Origin of the sequence: Bhargavaea cecembensis, assembly GCF_000826125.2 — a bacterium.
Taxonomy (GTDB): domain Bacteria; phylum Bacillota; class Bacilli; order Bacillales_A; family Planococcaceae; genus Bhargavaea; species Bhargavaea cecembensis_B.
In genome coordinates this window covers 433,984-452,711 of record NZ_LN651372.1, presented here as the reverse complement: position 1 = coordinate 452,711, position 18,728 = coordinate 433,984, and the positions used below count along the sequence as shown (strand labels likewise).

20 protein-coding genes and 1 pseudogene are annotated in these 18,728 nt (G+C 60.0%); 18 read left to right on the top strand and 3 right to left on the bottom strand.

Annotated features, from left to right (window positions below):
• From BN1189_RS05135 to moaA, 8 genes are all read left to right on the top strand, one after another.
• On the top strand, window positions 1–1,102 hold a 1,102-nt coding region (locus tag BN1189_RS05135; RefSeq protein ID WP_040226145.1), incomplete at its 5' end, for a molybdopterin molybdotransferase MoeA.
• Window positions 1,090–1,611: a molybdopterin-guanine dinucleotide biosynthesis protein B gene (gene mobB / locus BN1189_RS05130; RefSeq protein ID WP_052455651.1), complete on the top strand. Its 522-nt coding sequence runs from the start codon at window positions 1,090–1,092 to the stop codon at window positions 1,609–1,611. The genes BN1189_RS05135 and mobB, both read left to right, overlap by 13 nt.
• Entirely contained in the window at window positions 1,598–2,038 is a 441-nt protein-coding gene (locus BN1189_RS05125) for a molybdenum cofactor biosynthesis protein MoaE (protein ID WP_040226140.1), read from the top strand. The genes mobB and BN1189_RS05125 overlap by 14 nt, the downstream gene beginning before the upstream one ends.
• Window positions 2,039–2,207: 169 nt before the next feature.
• Entirely contained in the window at window positions 2,208–2,429 is a 222-nt protein-coding gene (locus tag BN1189_RS05115; RefSeq protein WP_143242244.1) for a molybdopterin-guanine dinucleotide biosynthesis protein B, read from the top strand.
• Window positions 2,416–2,856 (top strand): molybdenum cofactor biosynthesis protein MoaE, encoded by a 441-nt coding sequence (locus BN1189_RS05110; protein WP_040226140.1) that lies wholly within the window; start codon window positions 2,416–2,418, stop codon window positions 2,854–2,856. The genes BN1189_RS05115 and BN1189_RS05110 overlap by 14 nt, the downstream gene beginning before the upstream one ends.
• The gene (gene moaD / locus BN1189_RS05105) at window positions 2,853–3,086 is read left to right on the top strand and encodes a molybdopterin converting factor subunit 1 (RefSeq protein WP_040226139.1); all 234 of its coding nucleotides are present in this window, start codon (window positions 2,853–2,855) and stop codon (window positions 3,084–3,086) included. The genes BN1189_RS05110 and moaD overlap by 4 nt, the downstream gene beginning before the upstream one ends.
• Window positions 3,086–3,643 carry a molybdenum cofactor guanylyltransferase gene (gene mobA, locus BN1189_RS05100; RefSeq protein ID WP_052455649.1) on the top strand — a complete coding sequence of 186 codons (558 nt, stop codon included), beginning with the start codon at window positions 3,086–3,088 and terminating at the stop codon, window positions 3,641–3,643. The genes moaD and mobA overlap by 1 nt, the downstream gene beginning before the upstream one ends.
• Window positions 3,644–3,688: 45 nt before the next feature.
• Entirely contained in the window at window positions 3,689–4,705 is a 1,017-nt protein-coding gene (gene moaA / locus BN1189_RS05095) for a GTP 3',8-cyclase MoaA (protein ID WP_040226137.1), read from the top strand.
• A gap of 68 nt (window positions 4,706–4,773) precedes the next feature.
• On the opposite strand, the gene BN1189_RS05090 is transcribed toward moaA, so the two are convergent.
• Both BN1189_RS05090 and BN1189_RS05085 read right to left on the bottom strand, forming a co-directional pair.
• Entirely contained in the window at window positions 4,774–5,019 is a 246-nt protein-coding gene (locus BN1189_RS05090; RefSeq protein WP_040226136.1) for a hypothetical protein, read from the bottom strand.
• Between the two features lie 123 nt (window positions 5,020–5,142).
• Window positions 5,143–5,994 (bottom strand): aminoglycoside N(3)-acetyltransferase, encoded by an 852-nt coding sequence (locus BN1189_RS05085; protein ID WP_040226133.1) that lies wholly within the window; start codon window positions 5,992–5,994, stop codon window positions 5,143–5,145.
• A gap of 94 nt (window positions 5,995–6,088) precedes the next feature.
• Between BN1189_RS05085 and BN1189_RS05080 the strand changes: the two genes are divergently transcribed.
• The 7 genes and pseudogenes from BN1189_RS05080 to BN1189_RS05045 all read left to right on the top strand — a co-directional run bounded on the left by BN1189_RS05080 (window position 6,089) and on the right by BN1189_RS05045 (window position 14,376).
• Window positions 6,089–7,516 carry an aldehyde dehydrogenase family protein gene (locus BN1189_RS05080; RefSeq protein WP_040226132.1) on the top strand — a complete coding sequence of 476 codons (1,428 nt, stop codon included), beginning with the start codon at window positions 6,089–6,091 and terminating at the stop codon, window positions 7,514–7,516.
• Between the two features lie 1,051 nt (window positions 7,517–8,567).
• Window positions 8,568–8,987: pseudogene (locus tag BN1189_RS05075) on the top strand (M55 family metallopeptidase); the annotation flags it as partial.
• Between the two features lie 765 nt (window positions 8,988–9,752).
• Complete coding sequence (locus BN1189_RS05070) at window positions 9,753–10,577, top strand: M55 family metallopeptidase (RefSeq protein WP_040226130.1); 825 nt, start codon at window positions 9,753–9,755, stop codon at window positions 10,575–10,577.
• Window positions 10,574–11,500, top strand: a complete 927-nt coding sequence (locus BN1189_RS05065) for a S66 peptidase family protein (protein WP_040226129.1) — start codon at window positions 10,574–10,576, stop codon at window positions 11,498–11,500. Before BN1189_RS05070 ends, BN1189_RS05065 begins: the two co-directional genes overlap by 4 nt.
• A 96-nt stretch (window positions 11,501–11,596) precedes the next feature.
• Complete coding sequence (locus BN1189_RS05060) at window positions 11,597–12,337, top strand: gamma-glutamyl-gamma-aminobutyrate hydrolase family protein (protein ID WP_040226128.1); 741 nt, start codon at window positions 11,597–11,599, stop codon at window positions 12,335–12,337.
• Complete coding sequence (locus BN1189_RS16640; protein WP_441296248.1) at window positions 12,246–13,475, top strand: gamma-glutamyl-gamma-aminobutyrate hydrolase family protein; 1,230 nt, start codon at window positions 12,246–12,248, stop codon at window positions 13,473–13,475. The genes BN1189_RS05060 and BN1189_RS16640 overlap by 92 nt, the downstream gene beginning before the upstream one ends.
• The gene (locus BN1189_RS05045; RefSeq protein WP_040226127.1) at window positions 13,450–14,376 is read left to right on the top strand and encodes a dipeptidase; all 927 of its coding nucleotides are present in this window, start codon (window positions 13,450–13,452) and stop codon (window positions 14,374–14,376) included. The genes BN1189_RS16640 and BN1189_RS05045 overlap by 26 nt, the downstream gene beginning before the upstream one ends.
• Before the next feature lies 1 nt (window position 14,377).
• Here BN1189_RS05045 and BN1189_RS05040 read toward each other — a convergent pair whose 3' ends face one another.
• Window positions 14,378–14,737: a DUF3899 domain-containing protein gene (locus BN1189_RS05040; protein ID WP_040226125.1), complete on the bottom strand. Its 360-nt coding sequence runs from the start codon at window positions 14,735–14,737 to the stop codon at window positions 14,378–14,380.
• A 127-nt stretch (window positions 14,738–14,864) separates the two neighbouring features.
• On the opposite strand from BN1189_RS05040, the gene BN1189_RS05035 reads away from it, so the two are divergent.
• From BN1189_RS05035 to opp3C, 3 genes are all read left to right on the top strand, one after another.
• Window positions 14,865–16,520: a peptide ABC transporter substrate-binding protein gene (locus BN1189_RS05035; protein ID WP_040226124.1), complete on the top strand. Its 1,656-nt coding sequence runs from the start codon at window positions 14,865–14,867 to the stop codon at window positions 16,518–16,520.
• Window positions 16,521–16,737: 217 nt separating this feature from the next.
• A complete protein-coding gene (gene opp3b / locus BN1189_RS05030) occupies window positions 16,738–17,670 on the top strand; it encodes an oligopeptide ABC transporter permease (protein ID WP_040226123.1) in 933 nt (310 codons plus the stop codon).
• A gap of 5 nt (window positions 17,671–17,675) precedes the next feature.
• Window positions 17,676–18,725: an oligopeptide ABC transporter permease gene (opp3C, locus tag BN1189_RS05025; protein ID WP_052455654.1), complete on the top strand. Its 1,050-nt coding sequence runs from the start codon at window positions 17,676–17,678 to the stop codon at window positions 18,723–18,725.
• The last annotated feature ends 3 nt before the right edge of the window (window positions 18,726–18,728 follow it).

The window sequence follows — 18,728 nt, the reverse complement described above, 5'->3', positions numbered from 1 at the left end:
GGTCCCGCCGTTCGACCGATCGCCGTATGACGGGTTCGCCGTCCGCTCGCAGGACACAAAAGGCGCGTCCGGTGACAGCCGCATTTTGTTCCGCGTCATCGATGAGATCGGGGCCGGGCACGTTTCGGAGAAGACGGTCGGCGAGCGGGAGGCGGTCCGCATCATGACCGGTGCACCGATCCCGGACGGCGCCGATGCGGTCGTCATGTTCGAGCAGACGTCCGGCGAAGGGGCCGGATTTACAATCCGGAAGCCGTTCGATCCGCTTGAAAACGTTTCGCTGAAGGGGGAGGACCTCGAGGAAGGCGAAGAAGTCGTGCCGGCGGGTGCCTTCATCCACCCGGGGACCATCGCGGTGCTGGCGACATTCGGCTACGCCGAAGTGGAAGTGGCGAGGCGTCCCGTCGTCGGGATCCTCGCGACCGGGACGGAGCTGCTCTACGTGTCCGAGCCGCTCGCGCCGGGCAAGATCCGCAACAGCAACGGGCCGATGGTGATGGCGCAGCTCCGCCGGATGGGCATTCCGTACCGGACGTACGGCGCGCAGGCCGATGACCTCGACAGTGTCGTCCAAACCGTGGAAAAGGCGGTTGCCGAGACGGACGCCGTCATCACGACCGGCGGCGTCTCGGTCGGCGACTACGATTTTCTTCCGGCCGTCTATGAGCGGCTCGGCGCGGACGTGCTGTTCAACAAAGTCGCCATGCGGCCGGGCAGCGTGACGACGGTCGCGGCGGGCGGCGGGAAGTTCCTGTTCGGCCTGTCGGGCAATCCGTCCGCCTGCTTCACCGGTTTCGAGCTGTTCGTCCGTCCGGCACTGCTCAGGATGATGGGTGCCCGGAAGCCGTTCCTGCCGCATACGAAAGCGGTGCTCGGCGAGGACTTCACAAAAGCGAATCCGTTCACCCGTTTCATCCGTGCAGTCTACGACGGCAAGACGGCGTCGCCCGCCGGGTTCAATAAATCCAATGCGGTCTCCTCGATCGCACGGGGCAATGCGCTCATCGTCCTCCCGGGCGGATCGCGCGGCTTCAGGAAAGGTGATGAAGTCGACGTCTTACTGCTTGGCGTTGAAGAGGGGAGTCCCGGGTGGATGAAGTGAGGGTGCTCCAGGTCGCCGGGTTCAAAAACAGCGGAAAGACGACGCTCGTCCGGGAACTGATCGCAGAAGCCCGCCTGATGGGCCTGCGCGCTGCCGCCGTGAAGCACCACGGCCACGGCGGCCCGCCCGAAATGCCTCCGCCGGACACCGACAGCATGCAGTTTTTCTCCGGCGGGGCCGTCGCATCCGCCGTCTCGGGCGGCGGAGTCGTCCAGCTTCACCTGGAAACGGACGAAGACGGGCCCGGCCCGCTCATCCGTCTCGCGGCTGCGGCCGGGCCTGACATCGTGCTGGTCGAAGGATTCAAGGACGCCGATCTTGAAAAAATCGTGATCGCCCGTTCCGCGGAGGACTGGCAGGAGCTGAAAGGGCTCAAAAACATCGTTCTTGCCGTCGTGCCCGGCGGGATCCGGACAGGGACGGCATCCGCCGAATGGGGAAACAAAGAAGAGATCCGCGGCTGGTTCGGCCGCTGGTGGGAAGGGGGAACGGGCCATGTCCGTCTTTGAAATCGTCAAGGAACCGATTGATCCGCAGCACTACGCAACACTCGTCCTTCGTCCGGAAGCGGGCGCCGTCGTGCTGTTCACCGGCCATGTGCGGGAATGGACGAAGGGCATCCGCACGCTCTTCTTGTCTTACGACGCCTACGTGCCGATGGCCGAGAAGAAGATGGCGCAGATCGGGCGGGAAATCGGGGAGAAGTGGGAAGGCACGCGGGTCGCGATCGCCCACCGGATCGGCGAACTCGCCGTCGGGGAGATCGCCGTCGTCATTGCAGTCTCCTCGCCGCACCGGAAAGCCGCCTACGAGGCGAACGAATACGCAATCGAGCGCATCAAGCAGGACGTGCCGATCTGGAAAAAGGAGATCTGGGAAACCGGAGAACAGTGGATCGGCGACCAGAACAGGAAACCGGAGGTGCAGAAGAGATGATCAAGCTGCTTTACTTTGCCGGCGTCCGCGAACTGACCGGCAGGGCGGATGAGGAAGCCGATCTCGCCGGCCGCTCCGTCGAGGAACTGTGGCAGTGGGCGGAGGAAAGATACCCGGGCATCCGCGAAGGCGGCGNATCCGTCTCGCGGCTGCGGCCGGGCCTGACATCGTGCTGGTCGAAGGATTCAAGGACGCCGATCTTGAAAAAATCGTGATCGCCCGTTCCGCGGAGGACTGGCAGGAGCTGAAAGGGCTCAAAAACATCGTTCTTGCCGTCGTGCCCGGCGGGATCCGGACAGGGACGGCATCCGCCGAATGGGGAAACAAAGAAGAGATCCGCGGCTGGTTCGGCCGCTGGTGGGAAGGGGGAACGGGCCATGTCCGTCTTTGAAATCGTCAAGGAACCGATTGATCCGCAGCACTACGCAACACTCGTCCTTCGTCCGGAAGCGGGCGCCGTCGTGCTGTTCACCGGCCATGTGCGGGAATGGACGAAGGGCATCCGCACGCTCTTCTTGTCTTACGACGCCTACGTGCCGATGGCCGAGAAGAAGATGGCGCAGATCGGGCGGGAAATCGGGGAGAAGTGGGAAGGCACGCGGGTCGCGATCGCCCACCGGATCGGCGAACTCGCCGTCGGGGAGATCGCCGTCGTCATTGCAGTCTCCTCGCCGCACCGGAAAGCCGCCTACGAGGCGAACGAATACGCAATCGAGCGCATCAAGCAGGACGTGCCGATCTGGAAAAAGGAGATCTGGGAAACCGGAGAACAGTGGATCGGCGACCAGAACAGGAAACCGGAGGTGCAGAAGAGATGATCAAGCTGCTTTACTTTGCCGGCGTCCGCGAACTGACCGGCAGGGCGGATGAGGAAGCCGATCTCGCCGGCCGCTCCGTCGAGGAACTGTGGCAGTGGGCGGAGGAAAGATACCCGGGCATCCGCGAAGGCGGCGCCCGCATCGCCGTCAACGAAGAATACGCGTTGCCGGACGACGTGGTCGCTGCCGGCGACACCGCCGCATTCATTCCGCCGGTGAGCGGCGGCTGATGACGGCCGGACTCGTCCTCGCCGGCGGGAAGTCCCGGCGGTTCGGCTCGCCGAAGGCATTTGCGGTCCTGGACGGCAAGCCGTTCTGGCAGCACGCTTCGGATGCCCTGCACGGGGGCGGCTGCCGGCCTGTCCTGATCTCGGCGCACCCCGAACATCTCGGCGGATTCGGCAGCCGCTTCGAGCCGGTCATAGACGTCCCGGAGTTTGCCGGGGACGGCCCGCTTGCCGGGATTTATTCGGCGATGATGGCCTGTCCGTCGGAGCGCTTCGCCGTGCTGCCGTGCGACATGCCGTTCGCCGGTCCGGAAGAAGTGAGGCGGCTGCTCGAACTGTCGGATCCGGCCGCGCCCGTGACCGCCGTCCGGCTCGGAGAACAGCCGATTCCGCTGTTCGGCGTCTGGGACGGCCGGCTCTCCGGCAGGATCCGGAGGGCGCTCGCCGCCGGGGAGCGGGGCGTCATGCCGTTCCTCGCACGCGTTGGCGCCGCCTGGCTGGACACCCGCGAGTTAAATGAAGACCCGGATGTTTTCCGGAACGTGAACACGCCGCTCTGAGGGCAGCGACTTTGGAAAAACCAGCACGAAAAAGGAGGAACGGACATGACCCGACAACCACTGCTCGACCGGCTCGGACGGCCGATCCGCGACCTGCGGATCTCCGTCACCGACCGGTGCAACTTCAGATGCTCCTACTGCATGCCGAAAGAGGTGTTCGGGGACGATTATGCCTTCCTCCCGAAGTCGGAACTGCTGACGTTCGAAGAGATCCACCGGCTCACGGAGCTGTTCGCTGAAGCCGGCGTGAAAAAGATCCGCCTGACGGGCGGCGAGCCGCTCATGCGGCGCGGACTGCCGGAACTCGTCGAGCGCATCCTGACCGTCGGGGGGATCGAGGACATCGGCCTGACGACGAACGGCCTGCTGCTCGGCACCAATGCGCAGCCGCTCTACGATGCGGGCCTGCGCCGGCTCAACATCAGCCTCGACGCGCTCGACCCGGAGATTTCCGGGGAGTTGAACGGACGCGGCGTGGACCCGTCGCGCATCCTGAAGCAGATCGACTACGCCAAGGATGTCGGCTTTGACATCAAAGTGAACATGGTCGTGAAAAAAGGCGTCAACGACTCGGAAATCCTGCCGATGGCCGCTTATTTCAAGGAGCGGGACATCACGCTCCGCTACATCGAGTTCATGGACGTCGGCAACGACAACGGCTGGAGCTTCAAGGATGTCGTCACGAAGCGGGAGATCTATGAGCGCCTCCGGAACGTCTACGACCTGGAACCGGTTGGCCAGGACTATTACGGGGAAGTGGCGAAGCGGTACCGCTACCGGGACAACGGCGCCCAGGTCGGCTTCATCACCTCCGTCTCCGAATCGTTCTGCTCGACGTGCACGCGCGCACGCCTGTCGTCCGACGGCAAGCTGATCACCTGCCTGTTCGCGGAAGGCGGCTTCGACCTCCGTGCGCTCGTCCGCGGAGGGGCGACGGATGACGAGCTCGCCGGTGCCATCCGCGGCGTCTGGGAAAACCGGACGGACCGCTACTCCGACGAGCGGACCGAACAGACCGCACGCAACAAAAAGAAGATCGGCATGTCGTATATCGGGGGATAAAACAAAAACAGGGCTGACACACGGCGCGGATCGATCCGCCCTGTGTGTCAGCCCTGTTCAGTCGTTGTTCAGCTGTTGATCGAGTTGGTCTGCTTGTCATCCTTGGCCGCTTCGAAGTTTCCGGAACCGACCCGGCGGCGGATTTCCTCTTCGGACAAAGGCTCGAGCACGGGCTCGGTCGGAATGTCGATGTCATTCTCGCCGTAGTCGGTGCGTTCCACCCGGGCGAAGCCGGCATTCGCCTGCCGTCCGATCTGTTCGCGCAGCTCGCGGTCTTCGTACGTCTCTTCGACCCACTTATCCTTGTTCGCCATGTAAAATCCCCCACTTCCTCCGTTTTCCCTTCAATGTACCCGGCCGGGAGCCGGGGTAAACCTGAACCGTCATTCTTTTCGAGGAAATTGTCCCGTGTCCTTCGCCAGAGGCGTTCCCGGCGGTCATTCCGCAGCCGCGTCCCCGTTTTTCGCTTCCTGCTTTTTCTTCCTGAGCTTTCCGATCCAGCCGACGCCGAAATCGACGAGGGCATCCATCGCGACGATTTTCGTCTGCGCCTGACCGATCCGGCAACAAGTCACGGCTCCCGGGCATTCACGCTCGAATGCCCGCGCGAGCACCGAAAAGTCGTCCGAATCCAGGTCCGCCATGTTGAACTCGATCCATCGGCGCTCCCCGTCTACGATCATCGCGGCGCCGTCTTGGTATGTTTCCAGTCCGGGCGCCCGGTATTCCGCCAGATGGAGTGACGTGCAGGAATCATAATCGGCCCCGAGCAACACGATTTTCACATCTTTCCCGTACATCTTCCCGAGCGGGGACCCGTCGCCGAACGAGTCCCCGAGCGGATGGTCCCGCATCCAGTCCGCCGCATCGCGCCCGCAGGCGACGAAGGAATGGGCCGGATGCGGACTACGGATGGTCTCCGGATGCCGGTGCAGGCATTCCGCCACTTTCCCCATGCCGCGCAGATGGGTGAGATGCGGATCGTAGGCGGGCATCGACCGGCGGATCGGCTCGTGCCAGTCTTCCGGAACCGGCGGCATCTCCCAGTTGGCCGGGTCGGAATTGTCGGCCGACTGGGCAGGCATGACGACCGTCCCTTCTTTCGTCACCGTTTCAAGGAGCGCTTCGGTGACCGCCTGGGCGCCGCCTGACACCCAGCCGATTGCCTTCATCGACGAATGAACGATGATCCGGTCGCCTTTTCGGATTCCGGCTTCCGCCAGGTCCCGCTTCAATGTATCCTTCGTGATCAGTTCGCTCGTCCCGAGCATCACATCAAATTCATGCATCTCGCCATCTCCCGTCCGGTTGTCCTGCTTTTGAGTATAGCATTTCGCGGAGCGGGAAACGGGGTATACAATAGAGATACGGAGGTGTTCGTGAATGGAAAACTGGAAACTGTGGATTGACGGGAGCTGGCAGGAGGCGGACCGGACATACGAGCTGAAGTCGCCTTACTCCCAGGAAGTCGTCGCCACCGTGGCAAAAGCGGATGAAGAAGATGTGAAGCGGGCGATCCGGGGAGCGCACGAGACGTTCCTCGAGTTCCGCAAATGGACGGCATACGACCGGGCGGAAATGCTTTACAGAGTCGTGGACATCATGCGCGGGCGGCAGGAGGAATTGGCCCGGCTCATCGTCAAGGAAGCCGGCAAGCCAATCCGGACGGCACGAAGCGAAATCGGCCGCTCGATCGCAACGTATCAATTCTCGGCTGAAGCGGCGAAGTCACTGCACGGCGAAACGGTGCCGATGGACGCTGCGCCGGGCGTGAAGGACCGGATCGGCTGGACGAAGCACGAGGCGCTCGGCGTCGTGGCCGCCATCACGCCGTTCAATTTTCCGTCGAACCTCGTCGCCCACAAGCTCGGACCGGCGTTCGCGGTCGGCAATACGGTCGTCTTGAAGCCGGCGACCCAGACACCGCTGTCTTCGCTTGCGCTTGCGGAGATCTTCAAGGAAGCGGGACTGCCGGACGGCGCACTGCAGGTCGTGACGGGGAGCGGCGGCGAGCTGAGCGACGCGCTCATCACAGACCCGTACGTGAAGAAAGTGACGTTCACCGGCAGCGTCCCGGTCGGACTCGACATCAAATCGAAAGTCGGCCTGCGCAAGATGACGCTCGAACTCGGATCGAACTCCGCGCTCATCGTCGAGCCGGACGTACCGCTCGAAAAGATCATCCCGCGGTGCGTCGAGGGAGCATTCGGATTTTCCGGACAGGTGTGCATCTCGCTTCAGCGAGTGTATGTCCACGAGTCGATCTACGATGATTTCGTCCAGGCATTCGTTGAGGGAACAGGCAAGCTGAAAACAGGCGACCCGGCGGATGAATCAACCGACATCGGCTCGATGATCCATCCGGGCGAAGCGGACCGTGCGATGGAATGGATCGAGGATGCCAGAAACCAGGGAGCGACCGTCCGGACCGGCGGCGAACGCATCCAGAACGGCATCGCCCCGACCGTCATGACCGACGTGGACCCGGGCATGTCCGTCGTCTGCAAGGAAGTGTTCGCCCCGATTGTCACGATCATGAAGTACTCGGATCTGGACGAGGCGATCAGTCTTGTCAACGACTCCGACTACGGCCTGAACGCCGGCATCTACACACGCGATATCGAATCCGCGATGAGAGCCGCCGACGAAATCGAAGCCGGCGCCGTCATCATCAACGACATCCCGACTTTCCGAGTCGACAACATGCCGTACGGCGGCGTCAAGATGAGCGGCTACGGCCGCGAAGGCGTCAAATACGCGGTCGAAGGCATGACCGAACTGAAATTCATCACGATGAAAACCACATTCTGACTGTCTTCCTCATGGTGAAGCAGATCCCCGGCCGCCCGGCCTCCAACCGGGCGGCTTTTCTTAATTCCTGAGCGAAAGTACAGATGGGCAATCCAGGCCTGATCACACTCGAGCGGTCTCCGATCACACTCGCCCCTTCTGCGATCACACTCGCTCCGCCTCCGATGACACTCACCTCCAACCCCTTGCCCAAATCAGCACCGCTCCGGACAGATAACTCAAGGCAAGGAGAAGGTCGGCAGGCAAAGTGTTTGGAAGGTGAATTTGTAATATATGGGGAGATTTGAAATATAGAGACCGGAATTACAATATGGCGGGTGAATTTGAAATATAGAGAGACGAATTACAATATGGAGAGTGAATTTGAAATATAGAGAGACGAATTACAATATGGCGGGTGAATTTGAAATATAGAATGGGAAATTACAATATGGAAGGTGAATTTAAAATATGGAGAGGCGAATGACAATATGAAAGTCCATTTTGAAATATAGAGTGAGAAATTCCAATGCCGGAGAGAGATTTACAGCGACCGGAATTGCAATTAGCAGACTGTATTTACAATTAGAATCGTGAATTTGCAATTAGACGCTAGAAATTGCAATTAGGACTCCCGAATTGCAATTAGAAGCACGAATTTGCAATTAGAACTCCAAATTTGCAATTAAAGCCTTCAAACTTCAATCCGCGCACTCTATGTTGCGCCCAGGTCTCTGTGTAAGCCCTATCTTCGATTGATGGGTTCACCCGCCCTTGCTCCGCTAACACTCGGCCGTCACTCGCTAACACTCGTCCCTGCTCCATTGACACTCGCCCCCATTCCGCTAACACTCGCCCGTCCTGCTCCGGATTATACCCAGTTCTCTGCGCGACTCCGACTCTTCGACTGATGCTCCTTCACAAATAGCGGACACGATCAGCATCCCCGGCCCACAGCCATCCCATTCGACAAATTCAGCCGAAAAAACCTCATTGTCCGCCGAGGGATAGTCTGATAGAGTAGATTATATTTCGAAATCAAAAATAGTTCAGAAAAGAAGGTTGGATTTCATTGAAGTTATATCTTTCGGTTGATATGGAAGGCATTACGGGGCTTCCGGATTATACGTTTGTGGATTCGTCGGCGCATAACTACGAATACGGGCGCCGGATCATGACGCAGGAGGCGAATGCGGTCATCGAGGGGGCGTTCGGGGCGGGTGCCGATGAAGTGCTCGTCAACGACAGCCATTCGAAGATGAACAATCTGCTTGCGGAAGAGCTGCATCCGGATGCGGAGCTGATCTCCGGCGGCGTGAAGCTTTATTCCATGGTGGAAGGGCTGGATGATTCGTACGCCGGCGCGATGTTCGAGGGCTATCATTCCCGCGCGGGGCAGCCGGGGGTGATGAGCCATTCGATGATCCACGGCGTCCGGAACATGTGGATCAACGGCCACGAAATCGGCGAACTCGGGTTCAATGCNGATTTGAAATATAGAGACCGGAATTACAATATGGCGGGTGAATTTGAAATATAGAGAGACGAATTACAATATGGAGAGTGAATTTGAAATATAGAGAGACGAATTACAATATGGCGGGTGAATTTGAAATATAGAATGGGAAATTACAATATGGAAGGTGAATTTAAAATATGGAGAGGCGAATGACAATATGAAAGTCCATTTTGAAATATAGAGTGAGAAATTCCAATGCCGGAGAGAGATTTACAGCGACCGGAATTGCAATTAGCAGACTGTATTTACAATTAGAATCGTGAATTTGCAATTAGACGCTAGAAATTGCAATTAGGACTCCCGAATTGCAATTAGAAGCACGAATTTGCAATTAGAACTCCAAATTTGCAATTAAAGCCTTCAAACTTCAATCCGCGCACTCTATGTTGCGCCCAGGTCTCTGTGTAAGCCCTATCTTCGATTGATGGGTTCACCCGCCCTTGCTCCGCTAACACTCGGCCGTCACTCGCTAACACTCGTCCCTGCTCCATTGACACTCGCCCCCATTCCGCTAACACTCGCCCGTCCTGCTCCGGATTATACCCAGTTCTCTGCGCGACTCCGACTCTTCGACTGATGCTCCTTCACAAATAGCGGACACGATCAGCATCCCCGGCCCACAGCCATCCCATTCGACAAATTCAGCCGAAAAAACCTCATTGTCCGCCGAGGGATAGTCTGATAGAGTAGATTATATTTCGAAATCAAAAATAGTTCAGAAAAGAAGGTTGGATTTCATTGAAGTTATATCTTTCGGTTGATATGGAAGGCATTACGGGGCTTCCGGATTATACGTTTGTGGATTCGTCGGCGCATAACTACGAATACGGGCGCCGGATCATGACGCAGGAGGCGAATGCGGTCATCGAGGGGGCGTTCGGGGCGGGTGCCGATGAAGTGCTCGTCAACGACAGCCATTCGAAGATGAACAATCTGCTTGCGGAAGAGCTGCATCCGGATGCGGAGCTGATCTCCGGCGGCGTGAAGCTTTATTCCATGGTGGAAGGGCTGGATGATTCGTACGCCGGCGCGATGTTCGAGGGCTATCATTCCCGCGCGGGGCAGCCGGGGGTGATGAGCCATTCGATGATCCACGGCGTCCGGAACATGTGGATCAACGGCCACGAAATCGGCGAACTCGGGTTCAATGCGTATGTGGCCGGCTATCACGGTGTGCCGGTCCTGCTTGTCGCGGGCGATGACGGGGCGTGCCGGGAGGCCGAGGAGCTCATCCCGGGCGTCGTGACGGCGGCGGTCAAGCAGTCGCTCACGCGCTCGGCGGTCCGGTCGCTTTCCCCGAAGAAGGCGCGCGAACTGCTGAAGGAGAAAACCGGAGAGGCGATCCGGAACCGCGGCAATGTGAAGCCGCTCACGCCTCCGGACAATCCGGTGCTCCGCATCGAGTTCACGAACTATGGCCAGGCCGAATGGGCGGCGTTCATGCCGGGCTGTGAAATCGAACCGGGCACGACGATTGTCCGGTTCAAAGCGAACGATATCCTGGAAGCGTACAGGGCGATGCTCGTCATGATCGAGCTGGCCCTGCAGACGACGTACCGATGAGCCGGGAACTCATACGGCCGCCGCGCCTGAAAAAAGGCGACCGGGTCGGGATCATCGCGCCGTCCAGTCCGCCCAACCAGGAACAGCTCGACCGCTCGCTTGCCTTTCTAGATTCGCTCGGCCTCGACTGGAAGATGGGCGACTCCGTGCGCAATCAAAACCGCTACCTCGCGGGCACGGACGACGAGCGGCTCGGGGACCTGCATGCCATGTTCGAAGACCCGGAGATCGCCGGCATCATCTGCGCAGGCGGCGGCTACGGGTCCGCCAGGTATGTCGACCGGATTGATTATCCGATGATCAAGGAAAATCCGAAAGTGTTCTGGGGCTACAGCGATATCACGGCGCTCCACACGGCGATCAACTTGTATTCGGATCTCGTGACGTTCCACGGGCCGATGCTTGCGTCGGATGTCGGAAAACCGGATTTCCATCCGCTGTCGGCCCGGATGTTCGGCCAGCTGTTCGACCCGGTCGAGCTTCATTACGACGAGTCGGTGTCGCCGCTCACGAGCTGGTCCGGAGGCTCCGCCCGGGGAATGCTCACCGGCGGCAACCTGTCGCTCATCGCGGCTTCGATCGGAACGAAATTCGCGCCGGCATTCGACGGGGCGGTCCTCCTCATCGAAGACGTGGACGAACCGCCGTACAAAGTCGACTCGATGCTGAATCAGCTCAGGCTGTCCGGCGCCCTCAGCCGGGTCGCGGGCATCGTCATCGGTGACTTCAGGTATCCGAAGGACCATCAGGGCGGCCACACCTATGAAGAAGTGTTCGATAGCTTCTTCCGCGATTTCAACAAGCCGGTCGTCTCCGGGTTCAAGATCGGCCACTGCCAGCCGCACTTCGCCGTCCCGCTCGGCGCCGAAGCGCTTCTCGACGCGGAAGCCAAGACGCTTTCGATCCTGCCGGGCGTGGAGTGAGTCCGGCGGGGCGATGAACGTCGCTCCGGGCATATCGTGACACCGATCCTGACTCACCGGACAAACCAACAGAAATTCTTGAAGGGGGAACCACCATTGAAACCGATCATCGGCATCACGACCCACGTGGAGCTGGATTACAGGCACGTGCTGAATTATGACTACATCACCGCCGTCTCGCGGGCGGGCGGCATTCCGCTGCTCATCCCGATCGACACGGAAAATGACGCGGAACAGATCCTCGGCCGGCTCGACGGCCTCGTCGTCTCCGGCGGCGGGGACATCGACCCGACGTTGTTCGGCGAAGAGCCGCACCGCGGACTCGGGGAGATTTCACCCGGCCGGGACGCATCGGAGCTTGCGCTCATCAAGGCGGCGCTTGACCGCGACATGCCGCTCCTGACAATCTGCCGCGGCCTCCAGATCATGGTGATTGCGGCAGGCGGCGACATGTACCAGGACATCTACGGACAGATCGACCGGGAACTGCTCCAGCATAGCCAGAAAGCGGCGCGCACGCATCCGTCCCATTTCGTCGAGACCGCCGAAGGCAGCATCCTCCGGGAGGCCGCACAGGGCGAACGGTTCCGCGTGAACTCCTACCACCATCAGGCCGTCCGGGACGTCAAGGCGCCGCTCGCGGTGTCGGGCATCGCGTCCGACGGCATCATCGAGGCGGTCGAAAGCACGGAGCACCGCTTTGCGGTCGGCGTCCAGTGGCACCCGGAAGCCCTCGCGGCGGCGGGTGACGAGCCTTCGCTCCGGCTGTTCAACCGGCTCATCGACACTGCGAAGGAAGGGGCGAAAACCGTTGCAAATCATCGACCTGCACTGTGATGCACTGCTCAAACTGTACGAAGCCGACGGGAAAATCAAATTCGCGGACGCACCCGAACTCGACACGAACCGGGAGCGGCTGCGCGAAGGAAACGTGAAGGTCCAGGCGTTCGCCATCTTCATCTGGCCGGGCATGAAAGCCGAAGAGAAGTTCCAGGCCGCGCTCGACCAGGTGCACTGGTTCTACGAGGATGTGCTCGGCAACAACCCGGACATGAAGCTCATCCGCGACTGGTCCGACTTCGACTCGCTGAAAGAGGGGGAGACGGGGGCGCTCTTGACGCTCGAAGGAGTGGATGCGATCGGCAATGNCGATGAACGTCGCTCCGGGCATATCGTGACACCGATCCTGACTCACCGGACAAACCAACAGAAATTCTTGAAGGGGGAACCACCATTGAAACCGATCATCGGCATCACGACCCACGTGGAGCTGGATTACAGGCACGTGCTGAATTATGACTACATCACCGCCGTCTCGCGGGCGGGCGGCATTCCGCTGCTCATCCCGATCGACACGGAAAATGACGCGGAACAGATCCTCGGCCGGCTCGACGGCCTCGTCGTCTCCGGCGGCGGGGACATCGACCCGACGTTGTTCGGCGAAGAGCCGCACCGCGGACTCGGGGAGATTTCACCCGGCCGGGACGCATCGGAGCTTGCGCTCATCAAGGCGGCGCTTGACCGCGACATGCCGCTCCTGACAATCTGCCGCGGCCTCCAGATCATGGTGATTGCGGCAGGCGGCGACATGTACCAGGACATCTACGGACAGATCGACCGGGAACTGCTCCAGCATAGCCAGAAAGCGGCGCGCACGCATCCGTCCCATTTCGTCGAGACCGCCGAAGGCAGCATCCTCCGGGAGGCCGCACAGGGCGAACGGTTCCGCGTGAACTCCTACCACCATCAGGCCGTCCGGGACGTCAAGGCGCCGCTCGCGGTGTCGGGCATCGCGTCCGACGGCATCATCGAGGCGGTCGAAAGCACGGAGCACCGCTTTGCGGTCGGCGTCCAGTGGCACCCGGAAGCCCTCGCGGCGGCGGGTGACGAGCCTTCGCTCCGGCTGTTCAACCGGCTCATCGACACTGCGAAGGAAGGGGCGAAAACCGTTGCAAATCATCGACCTGCACTGTGATGCACTGCTCAAACTGTACGAAGCCGACGGGAAAATCAAATTCGCGGACGCACCCGAACTCGACACGAACCGGGAGCGGCTGCGCGAAGGAAACGTGAAGGTCCAGGCGTTCGCCATCTTCATCTGGCCGGGCATGAAAGCCGAAGAGAAGTTCCAGGCCGCGCTCGACCAGGTGCACTGGTTCTACGAGGATGTGCTCGGCAACAACCCGGACATGAAGCTCATCCGCGACTGGTCCGACTTCGACTCGCTGAAAGAGGGGGAGACGGGGGCGCTCTTGACGCTCGAAGGAGTGGATGCGATCGGCAATGACTTGAAGAAACTGTCGATCCTCCACCGGCTCGGCGTGCGCTCGGTCGGCCTCACGTGGAACAACGCGAACCTCGCCGCGGACGGGGCCGGGGAGCCCCGAGGCGGCGGGCTCACTCAGTTCGGGCGCGAAATCGTCGCGTTCAACAACGAACACCGGATCCTCACCGACGTCTCACATTTGTGCGAGAAGGCTTTCTGGGACGTCATCGAGGAGGCGGAATATCCGATTGCGAGCCATTCCAACGCCCGCGCGGTCCGCGACCACGTGCGCAACCTGCATGATGAGCAGGCGAAGGCGCTCTGGTCCAAGGGCGGCATGACCCACGTCGTCTACTGCCCGGCATTCATCCGGGAAGCAGAACAAGTGACGATCGACGACCTCATCCGTCATATCGACCATTTCTGCTCGATCGGCGGGGAGAAGCATATCGGGCTCGGCTCCGACTTCGACGGGATCACCGACAAAGTCGACCGGCTGTCCGACGCTTCGATGCAGCCGAACTTGATCAATGAGCTGCTGAAGCGCTATTCCGAAGACCAGGTGCGCGGATTCGCCTACCGGAACTTCCTTGAGCACCGGCCCCGCTGACCTACATGAGAAGGAACGAGGCGACGAGGCTCACGGTGAAGCAGTACAGGCCGAACAGGAACACGGGACGGGCGGGAAGCGGCTCTTTCTTGAACCGGGCCTTTTCTCCCCGGCTTCCTTCCGCTTCCCGGATGAACTGCTCGCGCCGGCCCGTCCGGAAAAACCGTTTCCAGTTACGGGTGAACGTTTCGGTCACTTCGTGGCGCGCGATGTACAGGATGCCGCCGGCGAGCATGAGTGCGATGCTGACGTAGAACAACAGGTCGGCGGCCCTCACCGGTTCGGGTGTGCCGGTCAGCCAGGCATATCCGGCAAAGCCGGGCGGGACAAGGAAAAGGACCGGGATGAATTTATTAATCATGCAAAACTTCCTTTCCGTGCAAAAGTGTCAGCGGTTTCATATTTCTAAATTGTTTAAAAAGATATTGCATTCTAGCATTAGTATATATAAAATAGGACTATCTTTATACAGAAAGAAGGGGGAAATTATGGGTACAAAGTGGATCAAACGATTCATGCTCCCGGCCGCGGCGATGCTGATGCTCGCAGGCTGCAATTTCAGCGACTCGGGCGACGGCAAGAGTTCCGAAGGATCCGGGGGGAGCGGATCCGAGGGGGATGGCTCGAAGGCGCAGACGATCGTCTTGAGCGAAGGATCCGATATTCCGACGATGGATTCCACGAAGGCGCACGACTCAATCGCGTTCAACGTGCTGAACAACATCAACGAAGGGCTCTACCGCCAGAACGAATCAAACCAGGTGGAACTGGCCGGGGCCGAGAAGCATGACAAGAACGATGACGAAACCGTCCACACGTTCACGCTCCGCGAACAGAACTGGAGCAACGGAGATCCTGTCACGGCCCATGACTACGAATATGCGTGGAAGCGCGTCATGCGCGAAGCCGGCCCTTACAACTACATGCTCGTCACGGCAGGCATCAAAAACGCCGAGAAGATCATGGAAGAAGAAGCCGACGCCGATGAACTCGGCATCAAGGCCGTCGACGACCAGACGCTCGAAGTGACGCTCGAAGCACCGAACCCGCTGTTCGAGACGCTCCTCGCATTCGCGACATTCCTGCCGCAGAACGAGAAGTTCGTCGAAGAGCAGGGCGACCAGTACGCGCTTGAAGCGGACAACATCCTATCAAACGGACCGTTCAAATTCACGGCCTGGCAGCAGGAGCAGGGCTGGACGCTTGAGAAGAACGAAGACTACTGGGATGCCGACACCGTGAAGCTCGACAAGGTCGAATTCATCGTCATCAAAGACGCACAATCCGGCGCAAACCTGTATGAAACGGACAAAGTCGACCGCGTGAAGCTCACTTCGTCGCTCGTCGACCAGTACCAGGACAACGACGGCTTCACGAACGAGAAGGCGTCCGGCACCGTGTTCCTCCGCTTCAACCATAACAACGAAGAACTCAAGAACGTCAACATCCGCCGTGCGATCACAATGGCCATCGACCGCGAAGGCCTGACGGACGTCATCCTCAAAGACGGCTCCGTTCCGCTCTACGGCGCGGTTCCGGAAGGCTTCTACAAGTCCCCTGAAGACGTGGACTTCCGCGAACTGAACGGCGACATCAACAAAGGCACACCGGAAGAAGCGAAGGAATTCTGGGAAAAGGGCCTTGAGGAAACCGGCAAGGACGGCCTCACGGTCTCCATCAACATGGCGGACACCGACGAGATGAAGAAAGTCGGCGAATACCTTCAGGCACAGCTCGAAGACAACCTGCCGGGCTTCAAGCTCGAACTGAAAGCGGTTCCGTTCGCACAGCGCCTTGAAATCGAGAAGGCGATCGAATATGATCTTTCCCTCTCGACATGGGGTCCTGACTACGCGGACCCGATGACCTACCTCGACATGTGGGTCGACGGCAGCTCCGCGAACCGGATGGACTACCACAATCCGAAGCTTGACGAGCTCGTGGCGGATGCCCGCACGGACACGGATCTGAGCCACCGCTACAAGACGCTTCTCGACATCGAGAAGGTCCTGCTCGAGGAAGACGCGGCCATCGCACCGCTCTACCAGCGCGGCAACTCGTACCTGACCCGTCCGGACATCAAGAACCTCATCATCCACCCGGCCGGCGCGGACATTTCCCTGAAGTGGACGTCGGTCGAATAAACCTTCATCAAAGCAGCAGACAAGCGGGGGAGCCACTGGTGCATCCTCCGCTTTTCTGTATTTCCGGGAAGCACCAATCCTGCGTGGACGTGCTTGCTTAACATTCAGAGCGGCTTGCTTAACATTCACGGGTGTTTGCTTAACATTCGGCCCGGTTTGCTTAACATTCGCCGGAATCTAACCTGACTAGGAAGTTCAAGAGAGGTGAACGGACATCATGAAACGCTACTTGCTGAAACGCTTCCTGTACTCGGTCATCACGCTGTTCATCATCGTGACGGCCACCTTCCTCCTCATGCAGCTGCTGCCGGGAACGCCGTATTCGAACGCGGAGAAGCTATCGGATTCGCAGCGGGCGATCCTCGATGCGAAGTACGGACTCGACAAGCCGGTCGCGGTCCAGTACATCACATACATCGGCAACCTGCTCCAGGGGGACCTCGGCTATTCATTCCAGTACCAGGGACGCACGGTCATGAGCATGATCGGCGACCGGGTCGGGCCTTCGGCGTTCATCGGCCTCCAGGGGCTCGTGTTCGGCGCAATCCTCGGGCTCATCCTCGGCATCGTGTCGGCGCTCCGCCACAACACATGGCTCGACTACTCGTCCGTCACGCTTGCCGTGCTCGGCATGTCGATCCCGTCGTTCGTGTTCGCGGCGCTCATGCAGTACTACATCGGCGTCAAGCTCGGCTGGCTGCCGGTCGCGCTCTGGGAAAACTACTGGAGCACGATCATGCCGTCGCTCGCCCTGTCGGTGACGGTGACGGCGACGGTCGCCCGGTTCATCCGGAGCGAAATGCTCGAAGTGCTCGGCCAGGATTATGTCACGACCGCCCGCGCCAAAGGGCTGAACGAATCCGGCGTCATCTGGAAGCACGTCATCCGGAACGCCCTCATCCCGGTCGTCACAATGCTCGGGCCGCTCGCGGTGTCGATCATGACGGGGACACTCGTCATCGAGAAGATCTTCGGCGTTCCGGGGCTCGGGGAACAGTTCACGCTGTCCATCCTCGTGCTCGACTACAGCGTCATCATGGGCATCACGCTCTTCTACAGTGCGCTCTTCATCGCGGTCGTCTTTATCGTCGACGTGCTGTACGGCTTCCTTGATCCGCGGATCGACCTGAAAGGGGGCAGCCAGGCATGACGATGATGTTCCCGAAAGACGGCGACGTGAAGGCGGATCTCCGCAGGGCGGACGGCCTTCCGGCACAGCCGGATGCGGACCTGTTCACGCCGGAACCCCTCCCGGAATCAGCGCGCGAAGAGCTGGCGGCACCCGCACCGACTTTCCTGAAAGAGGCGATGCAGCGTCTGCTCAAGAACAAAGGGGCCGTCCTGTCGCTCGCCATCCTGCTGATCCTGTCGATCATGGCGCTCGTCGGACCGTCGATGAACGAATTCACGTACCGCGAACAGCATATCCCGCATTCGAACCTGCCGCCGAAGATCGCGGGCCTCGAATGGCTCGGCTTCAACGGCAAGGACGTGCACGGCAACGACGTGTACGCGGACCGGGCCGTCGAGACGAACTACTGGTTCGGAACCGACGAGTTCGGACGCGACTTGTGGACGCGCGTCTGGAAAGGGACGCAGATCTCGCTCTTCATCGCGCTCGTCGCCGCATTCCTCGACCTGCTGATCGGGGTTATCTACGGCGGGATCTCGGCCTACTACGGGGGCCGGATCGACAACGTCATGCAGCGGATCATCGAGATCCTCACCGGGATCCCGAATCTGATCGTGATCATCCTGTTCATTCTCATCCTGGAGCCGGGGATCCGGTCGATCATCCTCGCGATGATCATCACCGGCTGGGTCGGCATGGCCCGGGTCGTCCGGGGGCAGATGCTCCAGCTGAAGGGACAGGAATTCGTCCTCGCCTCCAGGACGCTCGGCGCTTCGGACTCGCGCCTTCTCAGGAAGCACCTGCTGCCGAACGTCATGGGGCCGATCATCGTCACCGTCATGTTCACGGTGCCGACGGCGATCTTCTTCGAGGCCTTCCTGAGCTTCATCGGGCTCGGCCTCCAGGCGCCGCTCGCCTCTCTCGGTGTGCTCATCGAGGACGGCTACGACGCCATCCGCGCGTTCCCGTACAAACTGCTCATCCCGGCAGTCGTCATCAGCCTCGTCATGATCAGCTTCAACCTGCTCGGAGACGGGCTGCGCGATGCGCTCGATCCGAAAATGAGAAAGTGAGGG

Coding starts and splice junctions, on each gene's coding strand:
- BN1189_RS05125 (WP_040226140.1), top strand. CDS start 1,598: ATGTCCGTCTTTGAAATCGTCAAGGAACCGATTGATCCGCAGCACTAC.
- BN1189_RS05110 (WP_040226140.1), top strand. CDS start 2,416: ATGTCCGTCTTTGAAATCGTCAAGGAACCGATTGATCCGCAGCACTAC.
- moaD (WP_040226139.1), top strand. CDS start 2,853: ATGATCAAGCTGCTTTACTTTGCCGGCGTCCGCGAACTGACCGGCAGG.
- mobA (WP_052455649.1), top strand. CDS start 3,086: ATGACGGCCGGACTCGTCCTCGCCGGCGGGAAGTCCCGGCGGTTCGGC.
- moaA (WP_040226137.1), top strand. CDS start 3,689: ATGACCCGACAACCACTGCTCGACCGGCTCGGACGGCCGATCCGCGAC.
- BN1189_RS05090 (WP_040226136.1), bottom strand. CDS start 5,019: ATGGCGAACAAGGATAAGTGGGTCGAAGAGACGTACGAAGACCGCGAG.
- BN1189_RS05085 (WP_040226133.1), bottom strand. CDS start 5,994: ATGCATGAATTTGATGTGATGCTCGGGACGAGCGAACTGATCACGAAG.
- BN1189_RS05080 (WP_040226132.1), top strand. CDS start 6,089: ATGGAAAACTGGAAACTGTGGATTGACGGGAGCTGGCAGGAGGCGGAC.
- BN1189_RS05065 (WP_040226129.1), top strand. CDS start 10,574: ATGAGCCGGGAACTCATACGGCCGCCGCGCCTGAAAAAAGGCGACCGG.
- BN1189_RS05040 (WP_040226125.1), bottom strand. CDS start 14,737: ATGATTAATAAATTCATCCCGGTCCTTTTCCTTGTCCCGCCCGGCTTT.
- BN1189_RS05035 (WP_040226124.1), top strand. CDS start 14,865: ATGGGTACAAAGTGGATCAAACGATTCATGCTCCCGGCCGCGGCGATG.
- opp3b (WP_040226123.1), top strand. CDS start 16,738: ATGAAACGCTACTTGCTGAAACGCTTCCTGTACTCGGTCATCACGCTG.
- opp3C (WP_052455654.1), top strand. CDS start 17,676: ATGTTCCCGAAAGACGGCGACGTGAAGGCGGATCTCCGCAGGGCGGAC.